General features: G+C 50.3%; 8 protein-coding genes. 3 read left to right on the top strand and 5 right to left on the bottom strand.

The genetic code is table 11. The features are described from left to right. Window positions 1–21 precede the first annotated feature (21 nt). On the top strand, window positions 22–879 hold the full coding sequence (locus Q0101_RS08170) for a DUF3108 domain-containing protein (RefSeq protein ID WP_297944203.1): 858 nt from the start codon (window positions 22–24) through the stop codon (window positions 877–879). A 28-nt stretch (window positions 880–907) separates the two neighbouring features. Here the strand turns inward: Q0101_RS08170 and Q0101_RS08165 are convergent, their stop codons facing one another. The 4 genes from Q0101_RS08165 to thiH form a co-directional block, all read right to left on the bottom strand. Then, the gene (locus Q0101_RS08165; RefSeq protein WP_297944200.1) at window positions 908–1,924 is read right to left on the bottom strand and encodes a pentapeptide repeat-containing protein; all 1,017 of its coding nucleotides are present in this window, start codon (window positions 1,922–1,924) and stop codon (window positions 908–910) included. A 181-nt stretch (window positions 1,925–2,105) separates the two neighbouring features. After that, a complete protein-coding gene (locus Q0101_RS08160) occupies window positions 2,106–3,263 on the bottom strand; it encodes a thiamine phosphate synthase (RefSeq protein WP_297944196.1) in 1,158 nt (385 codons plus the stop codon). Next, the gene (locus tag Q0101_RS08155; RefSeq protein WP_297944193.1) at window positions 3,257–3,865 is read right to left on the bottom strand and encodes a hypothetical protein; all 609 of its coding nucleotides are present in this window, start codon (window positions 3,863–3,865) and stop codon (window positions 3,257–3,259) included. The genes Q0101_RS08160 and Q0101_RS08155 overlap by 7 nt, the downstream gene beginning before the upstream one ends. Further along, window positions 3,858–4,991 (bottom strand): 2-iminoacetate synthase ThiH, encoded by a 1,134-nt coding sequence (gene thiH / locus Q0101_RS08150; RefSeq protein WP_297944190.1) that lies wholly within the window; start codon window positions 4,989–4,991, stop codon window positions 3,858–3,860. The genes Q0101_RS08155 and thiH overlap by 8 nt, the downstream gene beginning before the upstream one ends. A gap of 220 nt (window positions 4,992–5,211) precedes the next feature. On the opposite strand from thiH, the gene Q0101_RS08145 reads away from it, so the two are divergent. Next, window positions 5,212–5,829, top strand: coding sequence for a tetratricopeptide repeat protein (locus Q0101_RS08145; RefSeq protein WP_297944187.1), 618 nt, complete (start codon window positions 5,212–5,214; stop codon window positions 5,827–5,829). 575 nt (window positions 5,830–6,404) lie between these two features. Here Q0101_RS08145 and Q0101_RS08140 read toward each other — a convergent pair. Further along, on the bottom strand, window positions 6,405–7,166 hold the full coding sequence (locus Q0101_RS08140; protein WP_297944184.1) for a thiazole synthase: 762 nt from the start codon (window positions 7,164–7,166) through the stop codon (window positions 6,405–6,407). Window positions 7,167–7,210: 44 nt separating this feature from the next. On the opposite strand from Q0101_RS08140, the gene Q0101_RS08135 reads away from it, so the two are divergent. Then, window positions 7,211–7,333: a hypothetical protein gene (locus Q0101_RS08135; protein ID WP_297944181.1), complete on the top strand. Its 123-nt coding sequence runs from the start codon at window positions 7,211–7,213 to the stop codon at window positions 7,331–7,333. Window positions 7,334–7,684: the final 351 nt, after the last annotated feature.

The following is a 7,684-nucleotide window of genomic DNA, read 5'->3' as shown; positions in this document are numbered from 1 at the left end:
CAAAGCGGAAGGACGGTAGAGATGAAATTTTTTGCTACTTTAATTTTGTGCGCGAGCGCTCTTTTGGGCGAGACGATCAGCGCGAAATATGAGATTTCGTTCGGCGTTTTCGGCGCGGTCGGCAGCGCAAATACGCGGCTCGTGCGGCAGGGCGATCGCTACGAGATCGTCATGGACGCCGTTGCGCAGGGCGTCGCGGGGAGCCTAAGCGGGCAAAGGCGCGAGAGCTTCTGCTCAAAGGGGCGCGTCGTGGCGGGGCTTTTGATGCCCGATCTCTACGTCCACGAGGTCTCGCGCAAAAAGGGCAAAACGACGAAAAACGAGCGCAAAACCTACGCCTTCGACTACGCGCGCAAAACGATAAAATTTCAAAAGTTCAAAGGTTCGGGCGGCGAGCTGCAGCTCGTAAGCGACGAAATTTTGCCCTATTTTGCGACGAACGACCTGCTGAGTTTGTTTTTCAATTTCTCTAAAATTCCGCACTCGGGCGATAAATTTTTCGTCCGAGCCGCAGGCGCAAAAAGTGCCGATGGAAGGATCGACATTCAAATACCGCGCGGAAGCGCCGCCGCAAATATCGCGAGTGAGCTTGGCGTCGCGCCGCCTAGCGATGCGGACACAAACTCCGGCGCAGCGGCAAGCACAAGCTCTAGCGGAGCAGATACGAAAACCGGCACAACGGACGTAAATTTTAAAGGGCGCGGCGCGGGCGCGGATAAGCAGGCTGCGGCGATCTACGTGGTTTTCATCAACCAGCCGATATTTTCGAGCAGCCGAGGCGAGCTGCACCTGAGCCTAAACGAGCGCGGTTACGCCGATCGCGCCGTTTTGAAGGACGTGCTGCTCTTCGGCGACATCCGCGCGCGGCTTGTGGAATGAGACTTCGTAAATTCGAAAAATGCCTGAGTTAAAAATTTTTAACTCTTAAAAGATAATTTGGCGCGTCTAGGTCTTTATTAAATTTTAGTTCCATATATTTTTTCAGCTCGTTATATTCTTTATTAGTGGGTATAAATATAAAAAATTTATTGTAAAGCGCGTCTATAATTAAAGCATCGACAAACCTACATGAAAATAAGCCGCCCTTAAATAGATGAAAAATCATTTGCGGTATAAAAAGAAAGATAATCGCTCCCATGCAGCAAAATAACATTATAAAGACTATCATAGGGTCATCAAATATCGCGCCATAAATATAAGCGATTACGTATATGGTAAGGCAGGTTTTTCCTATAATTCTTTCCGTTTCCGTGTATTTTCGTGTTTCGCTTTCATAAACAAGTGCGAAAGTCTTTTTAAAATATAAAATATCATCAAATTTCATTACAAACTGCTCGCCTGATTTTATACATTTTATGCTTGAGTTTAAAAATATAAATTTCCTTCCGTAATGCTGTGAAAAACCCTTAAGAGCCCTAGCAGCCAAAGGTGCGGTGAGCAGGATATTCGCAACTTTTCTATCATAAGGGATGTTGGACACTAAATTTATAAACATAGCAAAACAAAGCAACGCTACTATAGCTATAATATTTACGATCGGCATATAGTCTTTGATGACCAACGGCTCTTTGTCGTAATCACGAGTTTTAGCGCCCCGCGATGAAATACCACCCGGGTTTAAATTTTGAAATTTTATCTCATCTTTTGAGTTTAAATTCATGTCGTTTAAATTTCTATCTCGGAAATTTGCGCCGCAAAGATGATCGGGTTGCGATTCGGGATCTGTTTGATTAAAATTCACATTTTTAAAGCTTTTGCTACTCAAATTTGCATCGTTTAAATTTAATGATCTGCGATCCGTTGCATCGCTTAAATCCGCATCGTCAAAGATGTCAGCGCTAGCGCCTTTTCGAAGCTTTTGCTTGAAAGTCCGACGTCGTTCGTTTAGAGGCTTTTTAGATTCCTCAAACAGCACTTTATCCAAAAAATATCCTTAAGCTTAAATCGCTCGTATTTTATAACTTTGGGCTTAAATCGCAATAAATCGCGTTCATTTCGCGCGTTTTTGATTTTATTGAAATATATGTTTTTGCGTCGCGCCGCATGCAGCGCAATGACGGCAGCAAGGGCGCGACAACGGAAACAAACCGCATTTTTGGATCGATTTATTTCTTAAATTTTCTTATGAAATCGCTCGCGTCCCGCACTGCCATCGCCGAGCTCATAACGGCGATCCTATCGGCTCCCGCGCGTAAGACGGAGGCGAAATTGTGCGGCGTGATGCCGCCTAGCGCGTAGATTTCGCCCGCGAAAAACTCCCGCACGGCGCGGATCAAATTTAGCCCCTTCGGCGCTAGCCCCGCCTTGCAATCAGTCGCGAAGATGTGGCTTAGGCAGATCGCGCTCGCGCCCAGCTCCAGCGCCTCGCGTGCCTCCGCCTCGCTGTGGCAGGAAGCGACCAATTTTTTAAAATTTGCGCGCAAAAACTCCGCCCCTCGCGCCGCGCTAAAGCTCCGCAAAACCCCGAGCGGCAGCCATAAATTTCTCGCGCTCGCGTTCAGCGCAAAATCTGCAAAATTATGCACAAAGATCGTAGACTGGCGATTAGAACTCTTTGCATTCTGCGCACCCTCTACACTCTGCGAGTTTTCCGCCTTTTTCACGCTCTGTGAATTTTCTACGCCCCCTATACTTTCCGCATCTCCTGCGCTCTGCGAGTTACCCGCATTTACTACGCTCTGTGCGATCTGCGCCGCGGGTTTTGCTTCGCATACGGCGCCGCGAAGCGAAATCTCGCCCGGCGCGCTATCATTCGCGCAGTTTGCAGCGCCTGTAAAATTTTCAGACAAAATTTCATCTAAAACGCAAGCGGAATTTTTAGGCCGTATTTCATCTGTAGCGGCACCGTGCTTGCGAGCCCCATCCGCGCAAAGCTCGCTCCTACCGCCGCCTGAATGGAGCTTTTTTCGAGAAACTTCATCTGCGTTGCGCTCGTAGAGCGAAATTTTATCCGCGTAGGCCGCGCTCGCGTTCGATCCGCTCGCGAAAGCTTGGGTTTCGCTAAATTTAACGACACGAGCTTCATCTGCAAAAATCCCGTCCGCACGGGCTGTATCCGCGCAAAACCCACTCTTGCGAGCGAGTAAAATTTTACTAAACAGCGCCGCATAGGCCGCTTCGTCTAAATCCTTCTCGCGCACGACGATCTCGCCTACGCCCGCCGCGGCAAAATCCGCTATGCGCGCGAGCAGCGCCGCCTCGCCGCCGCAGAGCGCGCGATTTGTGATGATCGTAATGCGCGAAGCAAGCTCTAAATCTAGCATCTGCCCGCTCCTTTAAACCCAAAATCCGTGCGCGGCGCCGCACTCAAATTTAAAATTTTGCCTGCGATGCTAGGGATTAAAATTTTACTTGCTAGGGCGAGTGCCGAAATCCCCATCGTCACGCCATATTTCAAAATTTCGCCCGCCGAAACAAGGGCCGAAATTCCCACCGCAGCGCTAAAACTCAAAGCGTTCGCCCAGCTCCTCGATTTTAGCGACCTCGCGTTACCGCTACATAAGAACCCGAATCTCGCGCCGTTTTTAAATTTAAAATTTATGTCGCCCGCGGGCTCGGAATTTGCGTCGCCTTTAAATTTTAAATCCGCGTATGTGTTCCTAGGTCTTAAATTTACGCACGCATTTTGTATCTCAAAATTTCCCGCGCCAGCTGACACGACATCGAAAATTTTATCATCTGCAATAGCGCCATAAATTTTATCGCCGTGCGCGGCGCTGCAAAATTTGGCGTCGTATTTTGCGCTATAAATTTTACTTCTGCGCCGGGTGGCACTAAATCCGCCCTCGAGCCCGACGCTGAAAATCTCGCGTCTAACGCCGTAAATTTCATCCACGCACGCGGTAAAATTTCGCGCCTCACACATAGATATACTCGCTCATCAGCGGCTGCAGCCCGCCGTCGCGGATCGCCTCGCAGACCTCGCTTACGCTGCGCGCGTCGCTGATCTCGAACTGCTCGTCGCCCCTCTGCTCGCTGTGCCCGCCGATACCCACGCTCACGCCTGCCGAAATTTTGCTCGCCGCGATCCTGATCGCATTGTCGCGGAAGCCCGCCCTCTCGCGCGTGGAGATCGTGATCTGCGCACTTGGCAGCAGCAGCCGATACGCGCACATCACCTGCAGCAACTCGCGCTCGCCGACGTCTTTCGGGTTTATTTTGTCGTTGTTGATGATCGGGCGCAGGCGCGGCACCGAAAAGGCAATCTCGGCGCGCGGGTACTTGCGCTGAAGCAGCCACGCGTGCACGCCCGTAGCAAAGGCATCGCGGCGGAAGTCCCCGAGCCCCAAAAGCGCCGCAAAGCCCACGCCACGCATACCGCCTCTGATCGCGCGCTCTTGAGCTGCGAAGCGATACGCAAAAACGCGCTTGTTGCCCGCAAGATGCAGCTGCGCGTAGCACGCGAGATCGTAGGTTTCTTGAAAAACGGTGACGAAATCGACGCCGCAAGCGTGCAGATAGGCGTAATCGGCGGAATTTAGCGGATAAATTTCAACGCCGATTACCTTAAAATACTGCCGCGCGAGCTCGCAGGCGCGCCCGATGTAGCGTACGGGGCTGTTTTTCTCGCTCTCGCCCGTGAGGATTAAAATTTCTTCTAGTCCGCTCGCCGCGATCGCTTCAAACTCCGCCTTTAGCTGCGTCTCATCGAGCTTTGCGCGCGCGATTTTGTTTTTGCAGTTAAAGCCGCAGTAAACGCACAGATTGTCGCAGTAGTTTGAGATGTAAATCGGCGTGAAAACGGCGATGTTGCTACCAAAATGCGCCGCCTTTTCGCGCGCCGCGGCTTGCGCGATCTGTTCCAAATGCTCGCCTGCGCGCACGCTTAGTAGCGCGGCAAAATCGCGCAGACTTCTATTTTTCGCACCGATCGCCCTTTGCACGTCAGCCTCGCTCGCCTCCTCGCAAAAGCCCTCGCGCAGGGCAAGCGTGCTCTGCATTATCTCGCTTCCAATATCCTCCATGCCCGCTAGATAGCCGGTTTTATTCATCTTTAAAATTTTCCTTTTAAATTTTCATTTAAATTCCACGCGGCACGCTTTTGCGTGTAAATTTAGGCGCCGCAAAGTTTCTTTTCGTTTGGTTTAGAAGCGCATTTTAGCAGGATTTCGGTAAAAAAATTTTAAAACGGAGCGCCCCGTTCGCATTTTAAATTTTAGTGATTATTAAAAGACGAAAGAATATACTTTCGTAAAATTTTAAGGAGAAGCGATGAAAAAAATCATTTTAGGTTTAGCCCTGTTGGGCTCTTTGGCTTTCGGCGAAACGCAATTTCAATCGCAAAGAAAACAATTTGAGCAAAAGTGCGAAGCGGGTGATTCTCAGGCTTGCGGCTATGCCGGCGCTCTTTATAAAAATCCGACCGAATTTGGAGGAAACGCATCCGATAGGGACTATAAAAAAACGCTCTATTTTTACAAAAAAGCTTGTGACGTAAATGATTATATGGCTTACTCGGATTTGGGAGCAATGTACTTCGACGGCAAAGGGGTAAAAAAAGATTATAAAAAGGCTGTCGAACTATATAATAAAGCTTGCGACGGTAAGTTTGCGGATGGCTGCAACAATTTAGGTTATATGTATGCAAATGGTAAAGGGGTAAAAAGAGATGTAACGCGGGCTATGGGATATGGTAGAAGAGCCTGCGATGCGGGGAGCTGGGTAGCGTGCGGGAATTTCGCTTCAGTCCTTGAAGCAGGTAGTGACAGAGCAAGAGCGGCGCAATACTATCAAAAAGCCTGCGAAATGGGTAAAAATGACCCAGGGCTATTCGGCTACCTTAAAGACTATTTACAAGAATTCTGCGACAAATACGACATACTAAAATAGCCCGCTGATTAATCGAGTTTCTCTCGATCGGGTTACTTGGTGCGATGAAATTTTAAAATTTCATCGCCTTGTACGCTAAATTTAATGCGCCCGCTTTGCCTAAAAAGCACGGGTGTGCGGATCGCACCGAAAATTTATTCGCGTGCTAAACGCGCCGAAGCTACGATGAGCTTGCGCTATAATAAATTTCATCTGCGTAAAATTTAAAATTCTTCGCTAATTGCGGTGGCGCTTTTGCGCCAAGAGCGGGCGCGATTTCAAGCTCGTTCAAGCTCGCGAGCTCTACGTTACCGCCTTTCGTGCAAAACGGCGCGCTGCGTATCTTGCGACGACGCGCTACATTGCAAGCGGGATTTGTAAAATCTACGCGCTACTCGTAGCGGTATCGCAAGCCGCGCAGCACGCTCTACATGCCTTTTGTACGCAAATTTGCACGACGTGAAATTTTAAAATTTCACGTCGTGTCTATCAGCTGTCACGCCGAGCTTGCGCGATATGTATTTATGGCTCAAGAAAGGCAAATTGGGCGCAAAAAACACGGCTCGCGCAACCAAGCGCGCTTAAAATTCTAACCGCTACCTCAAAAATCCCGTTAGCGGCGAGCTTGCGCTGGCCGTCTTAGAAACGGCGCCGAGCCCCGCCAGATAGGCATCGCGCCCCGCTTGCACGCCGAGCGCAAACGCCCGCGCCATCAGTGCCAGATCCCCGCTCGTGGCGATCGCCGTATTTACCATCACGGCGGCACACCCCATCTGCATCGCCTCGCAGGCCTCACTAGGCGCGCCGAGCCCCGCATCTACGATGATCGGCACGTCGATTTCGCCAAGCAAAATTTCGATCATCCCGCGCATCATCAGCCCGCGGTTGGAGCCGATCGGCGCAGCTAGAGGCATCACGGCGGCAGCCCCCGCGTTTACTAGATCGCGCGCGACGCACAGATCGGCGTGCATGTAGGCAAGCGGCACGAAGCCCTCGCGTGCCAGGGCCTCGCAGGCCTTGATCGTCTCGGAGTTGTCGGGCAGAAGGTATTTGCTGTCGCCTATAATCTCGATCTTTACGAAGTCGCCGCAGCCCAGCTCACGCGCGAGCCGTGCGATCCGCAGCGCTTCCTCTGCGTTTCGCGCGCCGCTGGTATTCGGCAGCAGCGTGACGCCGCGGGGTATGAAATCCAAGATATTGCGACTCTTGCTTTCGTTTACGCGGCGCAGCGCAAGCGTGACGATCTCGCAGCCCGCGTGCCGCACGCAGGCGTCGATCATCGCGTGATCGAACTTGCCAGAGCCCATTATCAGGCGCGAGCTAAACTCCTTGCCGCCTAAAATCAGTTTATCGTCCATTCTATCCTCTTTAGTTTAAATTTTCGTTTTTATGCGCAGCGCAAATGACGCATATCGGCGCACGCACGGGTGCATTATACGCAGCGCGAGATTGCGGCACAGATGTGCGCGTCGTTTGCTTCTATCTGTCGCTTTACACGCTGCACGACGCCGCGCCAGAGCTTTAAAATTTCTCGTAAAATTTTACGCCACGACATAAAATTTTAAAATTTCACGTGCAGACTGCGACCCACTTCGCTACGCGAAATTTTAAATCCTACGTTCAAAAGTAGCTCGCTCGCGCCGAATAAATTTTAAAATTCTACTTACCCGCGAGCTGCACACGGCAAATAGTTTGAATTTCATCGTTTAAATTTAGATCTCGCGACTAAATTTACGCGGCCAAATTTGCACAGCGCGCGGTAAATTTCACGCCGTCTTAAAAACGCGCGCTGTATACCCGCCGAAATGCTCTCTGTTTCTCAAAACAATCGTGCGAAGCCTAAATTTAGCAGCGAAATAAATAAAGGCGCGTAAAT

Origin of the sequence: uncultured Campylobacter sp., from assembly GCF_937921625.1 — a bacterium.
GTDB lineage: Bacteria > Campylobacterota > Campylobacteria > Campylobacterales > Campylobacteraceae > Campylobacter_B.
This window is presented reverse-complemented; position numbering and strand designations above follow the sequence as displayed.